At 73.7% G+C, this 13,917-nt stretch carries 13 protein-coding genes; 3 read left to right on the forward strand and 10 right to left on the reverse strand.

Annotated elements, in window-relative coordinates; all coding sequences use genetic code 11:
- Window positions 1–25 precede the first annotated feature (25 nt).
- Window positions 26–577, forward strand: coding sequence for a Repetin (locus ACZ7HT_RS18675; RefSeq protein ID WP_471166745.1), 552 nt, complete (start codon window positions 26–28; stop codon window positions 575–577).
- Between the two features lie 74 nt (window positions 578–651).
- Here ACZ7HT_RS18675 and ACZ7HT_RS18680 read toward each other — a convergent pair whose 3' ends face one another.
- Together ACZ7HT_RS18680 and ACZ7HT_RS18685 are read right to left on the reverse strand one after the other, a co-directional pair.
- Complete coding sequence (locus tag ACZ7HT_RS18680; protein ID WP_030691274.1) at window positions 652–1,107, reverse strand: Lrp/AsnC family transcriptional regulator; 456 nt, start codon at window positions 1,105–1,107, stop codon at window positions 652–654.
- 10 nt (window positions 1,108–1,117) lie between these two features.
- Complete coding sequence (locus tag ACZ7HT_RS18685) at window positions 1,118–2,605, reverse strand: amino acid permease (protein WP_471166748.1); 1,488 nt, start codon at window positions 2,603–2,605, stop codon at window positions 1,118–1,120.
- Window positions 2,606–2,960: 355 nt separating this feature from the next.
- Here ACZ7HT_RS18685 and ACZ7HT_RS18690 point away from each other — a divergent pair, with 355 nt between their 5' ends.
- Window positions 2,961–3,956 (forward strand): GDSL-type esterase/lipase family protein, encoded by a 996-nt coding sequence (locus tag ACZ7HT_RS18690; protein ID WP_471167121.1) that lies wholly within the window; start codon window positions 2,961–2,963, stop codon window positions 3,954–3,956.
- Between the two features lie 110 nt (window positions 3,957–4,066).
- Here ACZ7HT_RS18690 and ACZ7HT_RS18695 read toward each other — a convergent pair whose 3' ends face one another.
- The 7 genes from ACZ7HT_RS18695 to fmt all read right to left on the reverse strand — a co-directional run bounded on the left by ACZ7HT_RS18695 (window position 4,067) and on the right by fmt (window position 10,882).
- Window positions 4,067–5,509, reverse strand: coding sequence for a GuaB1 family IMP dehydrogenase-related protein (locus ACZ7HT_RS18695; RefSeq protein WP_471166751.1), 1,443 nt, complete (start codon window positions 5,507–5,509; stop codon window positions 4,067–4,069).
- 168 nt (window positions 5,510–5,677) lie between these two features.
- On the reverse strand, window positions 5,678–5,995 hold the full coding sequence (locus tag ACZ7HT_RS18700; protein ID WP_471166754.1) for a barstar family protein: 318 nt from the start codon (window positions 5,993–5,995) through the stop codon (window positions 5,678–5,680).
- The gene (locus ACZ7HT_RS18705; protein WP_471166757.1) at window positions 5,985–6,413 is read right to left on the reverse strand and encodes a guanyl-specific ribonuclease; all 429 of its coding nucleotides are present in this window, start codon (window positions 6,411–6,413) and stop codon (window positions 5,985–5,987) included. The genes ACZ7HT_RS18700 and ACZ7HT_RS18705 overlap by 11 nt, the downstream gene beginning before the upstream one ends.
- Window positions 6,414–6,468: 55 nt before the next feature.
- Window positions 6,469–7,485: a sugar-binding transcriptional regulator gene (locus tag ACZ7HT_RS18710; protein ID WP_116162032.1), complete on the reverse strand. Its 1,017-nt coding sequence runs from the start codon at window positions 7,483–7,485 to the stop codon at window positions 6,469–6,471.
- A gap of 167 nt (window positions 7,486–7,652) precedes the next feature.
- Window positions 7,653–8,336, reverse strand: coding sequence for a ribulose-phosphate 3-epimerase (gene rpe / locus ACZ7HT_RS18715; RefSeq protein WP_041128223.1), 684 nt, complete (start codon window positions 8,334–8,336; stop codon window positions 7,653–7,655).
- 130 nt (window positions 8,337–8,466) lie between these two features.
- Window positions 8,467–9,879 carry an RsmB/NOP family class I SAM-dependent RNA methyltransferase gene (locus tag ACZ7HT_RS18720; protein ID WP_471166760.1) on the reverse strand — a complete coding sequence of 471 codons (1,413 nt, stop codon included), beginning with the start codon at window positions 9,877–9,879 and terminating at the stop codon, window positions 8,467–8,469.
- Between the two features lie 70 nt (window positions 9,880–9,949).
- Complete coding sequence (gene fmt / locus ACZ7HT_RS18725; protein ID WP_471166763.1) at window positions 9,950–10,882, reverse strand: methionyl-tRNA formyltransferase; 933 nt, start codon at window positions 10,880–10,882, stop codon at window positions 9,950–9,952.
- Window positions 10,883–11,108: 226 nt separating this feature from the next.
- Here fmt and ACZ7HT_RS18730 point away from each other — a divergent pair, with 226 nt between their 5' ends.
- Entirely contained in the window at window positions 11,109–11,627 is a 519-nt protein-coding gene (locus tag ACZ7HT_RS18730) for a hypothetical protein (protein ID WP_471166766.1), read from the forward strand.
- 140 nt (window positions 11,628–11,767) lie between these two features.
- Here ACZ7HT_RS18730 and ACZ7HT_RS18735 read toward each other — a convergent pair whose 3' ends face one another.
- Window positions 11,768–13,897 (reverse strand): primosomal protein N', encoded by a 2,130-nt coding sequence (locus ACZ7HT_RS18735; protein WP_471166769.1) that lies wholly within the window; start codon window positions 13,895–13,897, stop codon window positions 11,768–11,770.
- Window positions 13,898–13,917 lie beyond the last annotated feature (20 nt).

Consider the following 13,917-nt stretch of genomic DNA (forward strand, 5'->3'; position numbering starts at 1 on the left):
CGGTTGACCTGCCGAAAGGACCGACATGAACCGCCGTACGAAGATCGGGGCTCTGGCCGCCGCCCTGCTGATCACCGCCGGGGCCGCAGGCTCCGCCGTCGCTTCGGGGGACGGTGACGGCGGCAGCCGCGAGGCGGCGGCGCTGACCGGGACGGCGAAGCTCTACCGGCCGGCCGGGGATGACATCACGTTCAGCTTCGATGCCCACCTGGCGGCGAAGGATCGGCGGGACCCGACGAAGGCCACCGGCACGTTCACCTTCAGCCACTACATCGGGGATCTCGGCGCCGCGGCCGATGTGAAGGTGGACTGCCTGGTCACGGGCGGGAAGGTGGCGGTGGTCACGGGGGTGATCACCCATGGGGAGGGCCTGCTCGCCCCGGCCGTGGGCAAGCGCGTGGGCATCTCCGTGCACGACACGGGCAAGGGACGGGACCGGCTGGGCTACAGCTGGATGGCGTCCAACAATCCGCTGAACGACGAGGTGCCGAAGTGCACGAGCGCCGCGCCCTTCGAGAAGACAAGGGCGGGCACCGGTGACTTCAACGTCCTGCCGTGGGAGGTCCCGTACACCTAGACGTACGCGAAAAGCCCGAAGGGCGGTGCGGGAACCACGGCCCGCACCGCCCTTCGTCCAGCTGCCCGCCAGGGCTACGCGGGCGAGCCGGAGGAGAAGCGCCGCAGGAGCGGCGAGAGCACCAGGACGGACTTGGTGCGCTCCACGAAGGGCTCGCCCGCGATCCGCTCCAGGACGCGCTCGAAGTGGCGCATGTCCGAGGCGAAGACCTGGACGACGGCGTCCGCGTCACCGGTGACGGTCGACGCGGACACCACCTCGGGATACCGCTCCAGGCCTCGCCGGATGTCCTCCGGCGAGGTGTTGTGGCGGCAGTAGATCTCGACGAAGCCCTCGGTCTCCCAGCCGAGCGCCGCCGGGTCCACCCGGACGGTGAAGCCGGTGATGGCGCCCTCGGCCCGGAGCCGGTCCACGCGCCGCTTCACGGCGGGTGCGGAGAGTCCGACGAGCGAGCCGATGTCGGCGTAGCTGCGGCGGGCGTCTTCCGCGAGGGCGTGGACGATGCGTTCGTCGAGGTCGTTGAGTCGCACTACGGGTGGATCACTTCTCTGCTGGAGCCTCTGCCAGGACCGGAGCCGTGGCCAGTCGGGAACGGCGCATGCCGTACAGGAAGTAGAACACGAGCCCGGCGGCCATCCAGCAACCGAAGACCACCCAGGTGATGGAGTCGAGGCTGGCCATGTTGTAGAGGCAGAACGCGAAGCCGAGGATCGGGAAGACCGGGCCGAGGGCGACCTTGAAGGTGCGCGGCATGTCCGGGCGGGTGCGGCGGAGCACGATGACCGCGACGTTGACCAGGGCGAAGGCGAAGAGGGTGCCGATGCTGGTGGCGTCGACGAGCTTGCCCAGCGGGATGACCGAGGCCAGCACACCGCAGAAGAGCGACACGATGACCGTGTTGATGCGCGGGGTGCCGGTCTTGCCGCTGACCTTGCCGAAGACCTTGGGGACCAGGCCGTCGCGGGACATCGCGAAGAGGACGCGGGTCTGGCCGTAGAGCACGGTGAGGACGACGCTGGCGATGGAGATGACCGCGCCGGCGGCGAGCATCGTGCCCCAGAAGGTCTGGCCGGTGACGTCGTTCATGATCGCGGCCAGGGTGGCCTCGGAGCCCTCGAAGGCCTTCCAGTGCCAGGCGCCGACGGCGACGGCCGCGACGAGCACGTACAGCACGGTGACGATCAGCAGCGAGAGCATGATCGCCCGCGGCAGGTCGCGCTTGGGGTTCTTGGCCTCCTCGCCGGCCGTGGAGGCGGCGTCGAAGCCGATGTACGAGAAGAAGAGGGTCGCGCTCGCGGCGCCGACGCCGGTCATGCCGAGCGGCATGAAGTCGCGGTAGTTGCCGGACTTGAAGCCCATGAAGCCGATCGCGCAGAAGATCACGAGGGTGACGATCTTCACGCCGACCATGATCGTGTTGACGACGGCGGACTCGCGGGCGCCGCCGAGCAGGAACACCATCGCGAGCATCACGACGATCAGGCCGGGCAGGTTGATGACACCGCCCTCGCCGGGGGCCGACGACAGCACGTCGGGGATGGTGACGCCGATCGTCCCGTCGAGCAGCTCGTTGAGGTACTCGCCCCAGCCGACGGCCACGGCGGCGACGGAGACGCCGTACTCCAGGACCAGACACCAGCCGCAGACCCAGGCGACGAGTTCACCCATCGTTGCGTACGCGTACGAGTACGAGGACCCGGCGACCGGTATGGAGCCGGCCAACTCGGCGTACGAGAGCGCCGAGAACAGGGCCGTGAGACCGGCGATGACGAAGGCGAGCGTGACGGCCGGGCCGGCCTTCGGGACGGCGTCGCCGAGAACGACGAAGATGCCGGTGCCGAGCGTGGCACCGATGCTGATCATGGTCAGCTGCCACATCGAGAGCGAGCGGCGAAGACTGCCACCCTCCCCCTGGCCACCCTCGTCGACCAGGCGTTCTACCGGCTTGCGGCGGACGAGCGCGCTGAGAGCGGACGTCTTCGGGGTGGTCGTGTCGACGACCGGTGGGGCTGCGCCGTGGTCCAGCACTGCGGAGGCTCCTTCATCGCTGCCTGTGGGTACGGAGACGACCGCGGCGGTACGCGGGCAGCCTGAGCAAGACCCACGGGGGACGGGAACCGCCGAGCAGGCGGTCGACGCCACTCCTGGTACGAGGCATGAGCCTAAACGCCAGAGCTTCGCACTCGTAATGCAGGGTTGTTGCGCAGTGGCAGATGATCATTGCGCGCTTCGGGCACAGACGGGCAAACATTGCGCTCCCCCGCATGAATCGACACATCCGGGTGTGAACCGGCACGCGCACGCGTATGGACTCCTCATGCGGAATGACGCACGCTGCGAGGCCCTGACGACCGCCCTCGGCGCCCCACGATCGGAGGCCCCGGTGCAGTGGCTCGACCCGGCGCCGTTCCTGCGCGGCACGGCCTGGCTGGACGGCGACCGGCCCGTCCGCGCCGACCCCGACGACCTCGAACGGCTGCCGTGGGACATCGCCGAGCGGGCCGCGCTGCCCATCGGCGTACGGATCGAGTTCACGGCCTCGCCCGGCACGCGCGCGGTGGAGCTCCGCTACCGGGCGGCCGTCCCCGGGCCCGAGGACCCCCTGCGCGCGCTGCGCCACTGCTTCGCCCTCTGGCAGGGCACACGGCTCGTCGGCGAGACGTGCGCGGCTCCGGCGCCGGAGGCCGTCGTGAGGCTTCCCCTCCCCCCGGACGGCGGAGTCTTCACCGTCCACCTCCCGGAGGGCCAGGCGCCCGTGCCGCTCGCCCTGCGGGCCGTCGGCGGCGCCCTCTCCCCCGCCCCGGCGCGGCCCCGCTGGCTCGTCCACGGCGACTCCATCACCGAGGGCTGGTGGTCGACCCGCCCGGCGCACTCCTGGCCCGCCACGGCGGGCCGGCTCCTCGGCCTCGACCCGGTCAACCTGGGGTACGCGGGCGGGGCGCGGGGCGAGCTCCCGCTGGCCGAGCACCTGGCGCGGCTCCCCGGCGAGGTGATCACCCTCGCGTTCGGCACGAACTGCTGGTCCCGGGTGCCGGCGACGGCGGACTGGCTCTACGCGACGGTCCGCGCCTTCGTCGGCCTGGTCCGCCGGGGCCACCCGGCCACGCCGCTGCTGATCGTCTCCCCGGTCCTGCGCCCGGAGGCGGAACACACCCGCAACACGCTCGGGGCGACGCTGACGGAGCTGCGGCGCGCGATGGAACGCGCGGGCCGCGACCTGGCGACGGAGGGCGACCCCCACCTCCACGTCCTCCCCGGCGGCCGGCTCCTGGGCCCGGAACACCTGGCGGACGGGCTGCATCCGAACGACGCGGGGCATGCGCGGCTGGCCCGAGCGGTGGCGGGGGCGCTGCGGGGCGCGCTGAAGCCGCCCCTGTGAGCCCCGCCCGGCGGGGGCGGTGCCCCCACGGAGCGGGGCGCGGGCCCGGAAACGGGCTTGGGCCCCGGGAGCGAGGTCCCGGGGCCCAAGGCGTGCTGTGAGGTGAGCGGCTAGCTCCAGCTGGCGTGGAGGGGCTTGCCCTCCGCGTAGCCCGCCGCCGACTGGATACCGACCACCGACTTCTCCTCGAACTCGGCGAGCGAGGCCGCACCGGCGTACGTGCACGACGACCGCACGCCCGCGATGATCGAGTCGATCAGGTCCTCGACACCCGGACGCTGCGGGTCGAGGAACATGCGCGAGGTGGAGATGCCCTCCTCGAACAGCGCCTTGCGGGCGCGGTCGTAGGCGGACTCGTCGGAGGTCCGGTTCCGCACGGCGCGGGCCGAGGCCATGCCGAAGGACTCCTTGTACGCACGCCCCTGGGCGTCGTGCTGGAGGTCGCCCGGCGACTCGTACGTCCCGGCGAACCAGGAGCCGATCATCACGTTGGACGCACCGGCGGCGAGCGCCATGGCGACGTCGCGCGGGTGGCGGACACCGCCGTCGGCCCAGACGTGCTTGCCGTACTTCTTCGCCTCGGCGGCGCATTCGAGGACGGCGGAGAACTGCGGCCGGCCGACGCCGGTCATCATCCGGGTGGTGCACATGGCGCCGGGGCCGACACCGACCTTGATGATGTCCGCGCCCGCCTCGATGAGGTCCTTGACGCCCTCGGCGGCGACGATGTTGCCCGCGACGATCGGGACCTGCGGGTCGAGCGCCCGCACGGTGCGGATCGCGCTGATCATCGACTCCTGGTGGCCGTGCGCGGTGTCGATGACGAGCGTGTCGACGCCCGCGTCGAGGAGCTGCTTGGCCTTGCCTGCCACGTCGCCGTTGATGCCGACGGCGGCGGCGATGCGCAGGCGGCCCTGGGCGTCGACGGCCGGGGAGTACAGCGTCGCGCGCAGCGCGGCCTTGCGGGTGAGGATGCCGACCAGCTTGCCGTCCGCGTCCACGGCGGGGGCGTAGCGGCGGTTGGCGGCGTCGAGGGTGTTGAAGGCCTCGCGCGGGTCGATGTCGGCGTCCAGGAGCAGCAGGTCCCTGGACATGACCTCGGAGAGCTGGGTGAAGCGGTCGACGCCGGAGAGGTCGGCGTCGGTGACGACGCCCACCGGGCGGCGGTTCTCGTCGACGACGACACCGGCGTCGTGGGCGCGCTTCGGCAGCAGCGAGAGCGCGTCGGCGACGGTCTGGTGGGGTTCGAGGACGATCGGGGTGTCGAGCACGTGGTGGCGGCTCTTCACCCACGAGATGACGTCGGTGACGACCTCGATCGGGATGTCCTGCGGGATGACGACCAGACCGCCGCGGCGGGCGACCGTCTCGGCCATCCGGCGGCCGGCGATGGCGGTCATGTTGGCGACGACGAGCGGGATGGTCGTCCCGGTCCCGTCGGGCGAGGAGAGGTCCACGGCCTGGCGGGAACCCACGGCCGAGCGGCTCGGCACCATGAAGACGTCGTCGTACGTCAGGTCGTAGGGCGGCTTGACGTCATTGAGGAAACGCACGTGCTGACATCCCAGTCGTTCGGATCGGCCCCTAGGCATTTCAGCCAGGGGAAAAAGCACGTAGTTCATTGTCCCACGCCGGTACGAATACCAGTCCAGGCCGAAACATCCGAGGCTTGCGGCATGCGGTTCGTCGGATCCTCCTAAAGGTCCTCCCTGGAGGTCCTCCTAGAGGCCCTCCGAAAACCCCTCCGGCGGCTCGCCCAGTGCGAGGAGGACGGAGAGGTGGGTGGGGCGTTCGTCGACCGCCGTGGCGAAGACGTCCTGGGCGATCCCCCACTCGCGCGGGTGCGTCCTGGCGTAGGTCTGCCAGCCGGTGACGACGAGGGTGACCGGCTCGGGCAGGTCGGTGAGGCAGTCGGCGAGGGCGTCCCAGTTGCGGCCGAACCAGTCGGGCAGGGCGAGCGCGACGGCGCACCGGTCCATGAGGGCGGCCTTGTCCTTGACGCCGGTCAGGTCGAGGACGACGGGGTCGTCAAGCCTCATCCGTGACCACCTCCCGGAAGGTCTCGTAGTGGTCGTCGGTGTAGTACGTGTCGCCGCCGCGGCCGGTGACGATGCGCCGCGCTCCCCGGTCGCGCTCGCCGGGGGTCTTCACGGTGTACTCGTGGTAGTAGCCGCGTTCGCGCCGGGGCAGGACCCGCTCGAAGTTCGAGAAGACGGTGCCGTCCTTGGTGTACGGGAAGGGGCCGCCGCGCGCGATGAGGGTGAGCGTCTCGCGCGCCTCGGGCGGGAGCTGCGACACCCGTACGGTGGCGAGCCCGGAGGCCCCGGTGGGCGCGGCGGCCGCGGCCGTACGGGTCGGGGTGGCCGTGCCCGTGCCGGTGCCGCCCGCCGAGGAGCACCCGGCCAGGAAGACGGCGAGGACGAGCGCGAGGAGGACGCGCGGGGGCCGGAGCGACATGTCCCGAACATACCGTTACGGGACGGCTCCGGCCCCCGGGCGCACGCGGCCTCGTTCAGTTGCCGTCCGGGTCCTTGCGGTCGAGCGCCGGGTGCGTGCCCGGGCTGGACTCGGTGAGCAGGTAGTCCGCCGCGGCGCGGTCGGTGACCAGGCTGGTGACGAGCCCGGAGCGGAGCACCGCCCCGATCGCCGCCGCCTTGCGCTGGCCGCCCGCGATCGCGACGACCTCGGGGATCCGGCGCAGCCGGTCCGCCTCGACGGTGATGCAGCGCTCGCCCAGGTCGCGGCCGACCCGGCGGCCCTCGGTGTCGAAGAGGTGCGCGGACATCTCGGCGGCGACGCCGAGCGAGGCGTAGTGGGCGCGCTCGGCGTCGGAGAGCATGTCGTGGACGGTCGAGATGCCCGGCTCCCAGGAGCCGATGGAGACGCAGGCGACGGTCACCTTGTCGAAGTACTCGAAGGCCCGCGCGATGCCGGTCTGGCTGCGCAGCGCGGCGGCGGTCGCCGGGTCGGGCAGCAGCATGGGCGCGTAGATGGGGTGGGCCTCGCCGCCGGAGACCTGCGCGGCGCGGCGCACGGCCTCGACCGAGCCGCGCTCGGCGGTCCCGGCGTCGTACACGCCGGTGAGCTGGACGACCGTGCAGGGCGGCAGCCGGTCGAGGGCCGCCGCCATGTGGATGGTGGAGCGGCCCCAGGCCAAACCGAGGACGTCGCCCTCGGTGACGAGCTCGCCGAGCAGGTCGGCCGCGACCTCGCCGAGGTTCTCCGGGTCGGGCGACTCGTCGTCGCCCTCCGCCGGGGACTCGACGACGACGGCGTGGCGGAGCCCGTAACGGGCGCGGAGCGCGTCGGAGCGCTCGGCGTCCAGCTCGGCCGGTACGCGGATCTCGATCCGTACGAGGTCGCGCTCCAGGGCGGTCTCCAGGACCCGGGCCACCTTGAAGCGGCTCACGCCGAACTCCTCGGCGATCTGGATCTTGGACTTGCCCTCGAGGTAGAAGCGGCGGGCCATGGCCGCCGCCTGCACCAGCTCCGCGGGGCCCATCCGCAGGGCTGACCGTCCCGCCGACATACCCGCCACCGCGATCTCCTCACTGCTGTTCACGTACCGCTGTTCACGTACGGAAGTCACATACCGATGTCGTTCACACTCTGGACTCGCCGTTCATCCTGTCAGATCCGGCGGGCCTTGATCAGTCCTGTCGGCGGCCCGACGGACCGCGTTCATCCGCCGGAGGCTCAGTGGCCACATGCCCACGCGGCGGACGCGGTCGCGGCCTCCGCGCGGGCCCGGAGCGAGGCGACGGCCGCGGCCGGATCCGCCGCGCCGTACACCGCGGAACCGGCGACGAAGACGTCGGCGCCGGCCTCGGCGCACCGCTCGATCGTGGACTCGGCGACCCCGCCGTCGACCTGGAGCCACAGCTCCAGACCGTGCTTGGAGATCAGTTCCCGGGTGCGGCGGATCTTGGGGAGCATGATGTCGAGGAAGGCCTGGCCGCCGAAGCCGGGCTCGACGGTCATGATGAGCAGCATGTCGAGCTCGGGGAGCAGGTCCTCGTACGGCTCGATGGGCGTGGCCGGCTTGAGGGCCATCGAGGCCCTCGCGCCCTTGGCCCGGATCTCCCGCGCGAGCCGGACCGGCGCGGCGGCCGCCTCGACGTGGAAGGTGACCGAGCCCGCGCCCGCCTCCACGTACTGCGGGGCCCAGCGGTCGGGGTCCTCGATCATCAGGTGGCAGTCGAGCGGGGTGTCCGTCGCGCGGGCCAGCGACTCCACGATCGGGACGCCGAGCGTGAGGTTGGGGACGAAGTGGTTGTCCATCACGTCGACGTGCAGCCAGTCGGCACCTCCGACGGCCTTCGCCTCATCGGCGAGCCGGGCGAAGTCCGCGGACAGGATGCTGGGGTTGATCTGCGCCATGTGCCAAGCCTCCCACGTTCTTGGGCACTTCTTTGCCGCTCAGCGGTTTCGAATCCGGTCCAGACCAATTTCGGTACGAAGCGACGAGTCCGGGACCCGCACAGACCGGGAGATTACGGTCGCCCGCGGCTCAGGCGGTCCGGCGCAGCAGCGCCAGGTACATGGCGTCCGTGCCGTGCAGATGCGGCCACAGCTGGACGTCCGGGCCGTCGCCGAGCTCCGGGACGCCGGGCAGCAGCGGGCGGGCGTCGATCAGCTCGGCGCCGCCGACCTTCTTGAGGACGTCGTCGACGACGACCCGGGTCTCGGCGAGGTGCGGCGAGCAGGTCGCGTAGCCCACGACACCGCCGACACGGACGGCGCTCAGGGCCTCGGTGAGCAGGGCGCGCTGGAGCGGGGCGAAGCCGTCCAGGTCCTCGGGGCGGCGGCGCCAGCGGGCCTCGGGGCGGCGGCGCAGGGCGCCGAGACCCGAGCACGGCACGTCCATGAGGACCCGGTCGAAGGAGCCGGGGCCCCACGGCGGGCGGGTGCCGTCGGCGGCGATCACCTGGTACGGGCCGGGGTTGCCGGCGAGGGCGCGCTCGACGAGACGGGCGCGGTGCGACTGCTTCTCGGAGGCGAGCAGGAAGGCGCCGCGCTCGGCCGCGAGGGCTCCGAGCAGGGCGGCCTTGCCACCGGGCCCGGCGCAGCCGTCGAGCCAACGGCTGTCGGAGCCCTCCACGGGCGCGTTGGCGAGGGCGATCGCGACGAGCTGGCTGCCCTCGTCCTGGACGCCGGCCCGGCCCTCCTTGACGGCCTCGATGGCGCCGGGCTCGCCGCCCTCGGCCATCCGCAGGGCGTACGGCGACCAGCGCCCGGGCTCGGTCTCGGCGGTGGCGGCCAGCTCCTCGGTGCTGATCCGGCCGGGGCGGGCGACGAGGGTGACCTCGGGCCGCTCGTTGTCGGCCGCGAGCAGGCTCTCGATCCCGGCCCGGCCGCCGCCGAGGGAGTCCCAGAGCGCGGAGACGACCCAGCGGGGGTGCGAGTGGACGACGGCGAGGTGGTCCTCGGCGTCGTCGTCGTACGGCGGTGCGACCTGCTCGACCCAGGCGTCGAGGTCCTGCTGCGAGATCTTCCGCAGCACGGCGTTCACGAACTTGGCGCGGCCGTCGCCCAGGACCACCCGGGCCAGCTCGACGCTGGCGGAGACGGCGGCGTGGGTGGGGATCCGGGTCCCCAGAAGCTGGTGCGCGCCGAGCGAGAGGACGTCGAGCACGGGCGGGTCGACCTCGCGCAGCGGCCGGTCGACGCAGGCGGCGATGATCGCGTCGTACGTGCCCTGCCGACGCAGCGTCCCGTACACGAGCTCGGTCGCGAGCGCCGCGTCCCGCCCGTCGAACTCGCCCTTCTCCCGCGCCTTCTTGAGGAGCGGCGGCAGCACCAGGTTCGCGTAGGCGTCCCGCTCGTCCACCGCCCTCAACGCCTCGAAGGCGAGCATCCGGACGGGGTCCTTCTGGGGCCGCCGGTAGGGCTTGTGGGGACGACGACGTGCCTGCTCGCTCAAAGGTGCTCCGCGTGACGAAATGAGGGGTGGAACGCTCCCAGCCTACGTCGCCCGCGGAGCCGCCCGCGCCCTACGCCCCGAGCCGCTCACCGGGTGCGATGCGGACGCCCCGGGCCCAGTCCGCGGCCTTCATCGGCTTCTTGCCCTGGGGCTGGACCCAGAGGAGTTCGACGGCGTACGAGCCGGTGCCCGCGTACACGTTGTTCTTGCCCGCCGAGAGCTCGCCCGGGGCGAGGTCGGTGCGGTCCGGGAGGGGGGTGACCTGGATCAGCTTGAGGCGTTCGCCGCGGAAGACCGTCCAGGCGCCGGGGGCCGGGGTGCAGCCGCGGACCACCCGGTCCACCCGGAGCGCGGGGGCGGCGAAGTCGACCTGGGCGTCCTCGACCTGGATCTTCGGGGCGAGCGTGAGGCCCTCGATCGGCTGCGGGACGGCCTGCAGCGTGCCGTCCTCGATGCCGTCCATCGTCGCGGCGAGCAGCCCGGCGCCCGCGAAGGCGAGCCGGGTCAGCAGGTCGCCGCTGGTGTCGGTGGGGCGGATGTCCTCGGTGACGACGCCGAAGACCGGCCCGGAGTCGAGGCCCTCCTCGATGAGGAAGGTGGACGCGCCCGTCACCTGGTCCCCGGCCATCAGGGAATGCTGCACGGGCGCCGCGCCGCGCCACGCCGGCAGCAGCGAGAAGTGCAGGTTGACCCAGCCGCGGGCGGGGATGTCGAGGGCGACCTTGGGCAGCAGCGCGCCGTACGCGACGACCGGGCAGCAGTCCGGCGCGATCTCCCGCAGCCGGGCGAGGAACTCCTCGTCACGCGGCCTGGCCGGCTTCAGGACCTCGATCCCGGCCTCCTCGGCCCGCTGGGCCACCGGGCTGGCGACGAGCCGCCGGCCGCGCCCCGCCGGGGCGTCCGGCCGGGTGACCACGGCGGCCACCTCGTGCCGCCCGGAGGCGATCAGGGCGTCCAGGGCGGGAACGGCGACCTCGGGGGTGCCTGCGAAGACGAGCTTCATGGGTCGGGACTGCCTGTCTCTCCGGGGGCATGCGGGCAGCGCACCAGTCTAGGCGGCCCCGCCGGAGGGGGCGTACGGAGGGACGAGCGCCCCGCGCATATGCGTGTACGCCCCCGCAGCGTGACCCAAGTCCCCGTGACGCGTTGGTCAAGAGAGATTGACCGAAACGGGTCGCTGCTCCCCCCTGCGGCCCGCCCCCTTAAACGCCGGTTCGAGAGGCTTTCACATGGCCGACCACGCAACCCACGACGCCCAAGCCCGGGCAAGTCTGCACCTGCTGGTGCGGGACATCGAGCGGGTCCGGCGGCAGGTGGACGCACTGCGCACGCTCACGGCCCAGCTGGGCAATGTCTACCGCCCTCGCCGCTCCGGCCCGTCGACGGGCTTCGTCGTCTACGGGCGCGCGCCCGCCCCGACCGTACGCCTCGCCCAGGAGCTGCGGGACAGTGTCGAGACCCTGGTGACCGCGGCGGTCGACTTCGACCGCTCGCTCGGGTTCTCCTGGGACGCGGTGGGTTCCGCGCTCGGGGTCACCAAGCAGGCCGTCCACCGCCGCTACGGCGCCCGGCGCGCGCCCCAGCCCGGCGTGGCCGTGGAGCAGGACCACACGGTGGAGCCGGGCGTGACCCGCACGCTCCCCTCCGTCCCCGCCGCCCGTTCGATGCCGCCGCAGCCCACCTCGGGCAGCGCCTCCCTCCGCGAGGACCCGCGACCGCCGGCCTTCCCGGGCCCGCGCAACGGCTGACCCGCTCAGCGCACCACGGCCGCCCGCCCCACCCACGGGGGACGGGCGGCCGTGGCACGTCCGGGGCGCGCCGGGGCGGCCGCGGAACGGCCGGGCGGCGCCTCCCCGCCCATGCCCAGTCGGCCGGGCCGCCCTCCCCGTCAGCCGATGTCCGGCGGGTCGACCCTGATCCTGACCGGTTCCCCGCCGCCGCGCGCCATCCGGGCCGCCCTGGCCTGCTTGAGCGAGGCCGCAAGGGCCGCGCCGCTGCCCGGCGGGACCCGGACCAGGGCCCGGTCCCACTGCTCGCCGGGCGGCGGGTCGCCGGGTCTGCGGGGCCCGCCGGGGCGGACGACGGGCAGCGGCACGGGGCCGAGGACCTCCGCGTCGGCGGGCAGCCCGGCCGCGGCCAGGAAGCCCTCGACGGCCTCCGGCGGCCCGGACACGGCGGCCATCCTGGAGACCGGCGGGAACCCCAGCTCGGCCCGCTCGGCCAGCTCCCGCTGGGCGTGCCCCACCGGGTCCCAGCGGACCAGCGCCTGGACGGGCCGGAGGGTCGGCTCGGCGACCACGACGACGGCGCCGCCCTCGGCCTGGCCGCGGACCAGGGAGGCCGCGTCGATCCAGCGGCGCAGCGCCTCCTCGCCGGCGCGCAGGTCGGGCCGGCCGAGCATGGCCCAGCCGTCGAGGAGCAGCGCGGCCGCGTAGCCGCCTTCGGCGACGGGTTCGGCTCCCGGGGTGGAGACGACGAGCGCGGGGCGCCCGGGCACGCTGTCCAGGACGTGGTCGCGTCCGGAGGTCCGTACGGGCACCGCGGGGAACGCCCGTCCGAGCTCCTCCGCGGTCCGCCGGGCGCCGACCACCTGGGCCCGCAGCCGGGTCGAGCCGCACTCCACGCAGTGCCAGTCGGGGGCGCCGCGCCCGCACCAGCCGCACCGCAGCTCCTGCTGCTCGGGGGCCTCAAGGGGCCCGGCGCAGTGCCGGCAGCGGGCGGGCGTGCGGCAGCGCTCGCAGGCCAGCCTCGGCACGTACCCCCGGCGGGGGACCTGGACGAGCACCGGCCCGGTCTTGAGGCCTTCCCGTACGGTCTGCCAGGCGAGCGAGGGCAGTCGGGCGGCGCGCGCGGCCTCGTCGCGGGCGAGTTCGCCGTCGCCGACGGTCCGGATCAGGGGGGCGGCCTTGCGGACCTGCTCGCGTCCGGCGCCCAGGGCCTGGGCCCAGCCGGACTCGACGAGCTGGGCGGCCTCGACGGTGCAGCTGGTGGAGCCCAGGAGGAAGGCGCAGCGGTCGTGGGCGGCGCGCAGGAGCAGCACCTCGCGCGCGTGGGGCTGCGGGGCGTGCGGTTCGCTGTGGCTGCCGTCGCCGTCGTCCCAGATGACGGCGAGCCCGAGGTCCCGTACGGGGGCGAACATCGCGGCCCGGGTGCCGACGACGGCCCGCACCGCGCCGCGCCGCACGGCGAGCCACTGCGCGTACCGCTTCTCGGGGCCCGCCTCGGCGGTGAGCAGCGCGTGCCGGCCCTCCCCCAGGACCTCGGTCAGCGCCGCGTCGACCCGGCCGGCGGCCCGCCCGTCGGGGACGACGACGAGCGCGCCCCGCCCGGAGGCGAGGGTGGCGGCGACGGCGCGGGCGATCTCCTGCGCCCAGTACGGCCCCGGCAGCGCGTTCCACACGGCCCGGGGCGCGCCGCCGCGGGCGAGGGAGTCCAGGAACGCCGGCCCGCGCTCGTAACGCGTCCAGCTCCCCGGCTCCGGCGGCCCGGGCGGCGGCAGCGGCGCGGGCGAGGGCTTGCGCTCGGCGGTCGCGTTCCGCGGGGGTACGGCGAGCTGGAGGACGTCGGCGAGGCTCCCCGCGTACCGGTCGGCGACCGCCCGGGCGAGGCCGAGCAGCTCGGGTCCGAGCACCGGCTCGGGCGAGACGACGTCGGCGATCACGGCCAGCGGCCCCGAGTAGTCGGACTCGGCGCGCCGCTCCACCAGGAACCCGTCGATCAGCCGCCCGCCCTCGCGCCGACCTCCCCGCACCTGATGCGCCCCCGCCCCGAACCGCACGCGCACGCGCACGCCGGGCCGGGCGGCCTCGTCGAGCTCCTCGGGGACCGCGTAGTCGAAGAACTGGTCGAGGTGGAGCGCCCCCTTGTTCACGACGACCCGGGCGACGGGCAGCTCCTTGGCCAGCGCGGCCCCCCGCCACGTCCGCGGCTTGGCCCGCGGCACCTTCGCCTTCCGGACGGTCTCCCGGATGAGCGCGAGCTGCTCGGGCTCGTCGGACTTCTCGTTCTCGCTGCTCACAGCCCCATACCTACCAGACG

It is taken from the genome of Streptomyces sp. NPDC037410 (assembly GCF_055602235.1).